Below are 304 nucleotides of genomic sequence, written 5' to 3' on the forward strand. Positions count from 1 at the left end.
GCTTCAGGAGCTAGGTACTTGTAACTTTGTTAAGCACCATATGAATGTCATTTTTCAAGGTTTTACTGGTTCAGGTAAGACATACTTGAGCTGTGCACTTGCTAAAGAAGCGTGTAAATTAGAAATTCGCACACGATATATAAGGTTACCTGATTTATTAATAGAGCGAGATGAAGCATCGTTCAAAGAACAAGGAGTGGCTAAACACCTCAAAAATATTCAAACTATGGACTTCTAGTGCTTGTCGAATGGCTTCTTGATAATCTTTTGGACGCAGATCTCAAGTTTATCTTTGAACTGATTG

At 37.2% G+C, this 304-nt stretch carries 1 protein-coding gene; it reads left to right on the forward strand.

Features of this window, described 5'->3' with window-relative positions:
- Positions 1 to 238 (forward strand): ATP-binding protein (locus ACTQ45_RS13690; protein ID WP_441764039.1); only part of this gene is annotated, 238 nt, incomplete at its 5' end.
- Between the last annotated feature and the right edge of the window lie 66 nt (positions 239 to 304).

It is taken from the genome of Fundicoccus sp. Sow4_D5 (genome assembly GCF_052116365.1).
Taxonomy (GTDB): domain Bacteria; phylum Bacillota; class Bacilli; order Lactobacillales; family Aerococcaceae; genus Fundicoccus.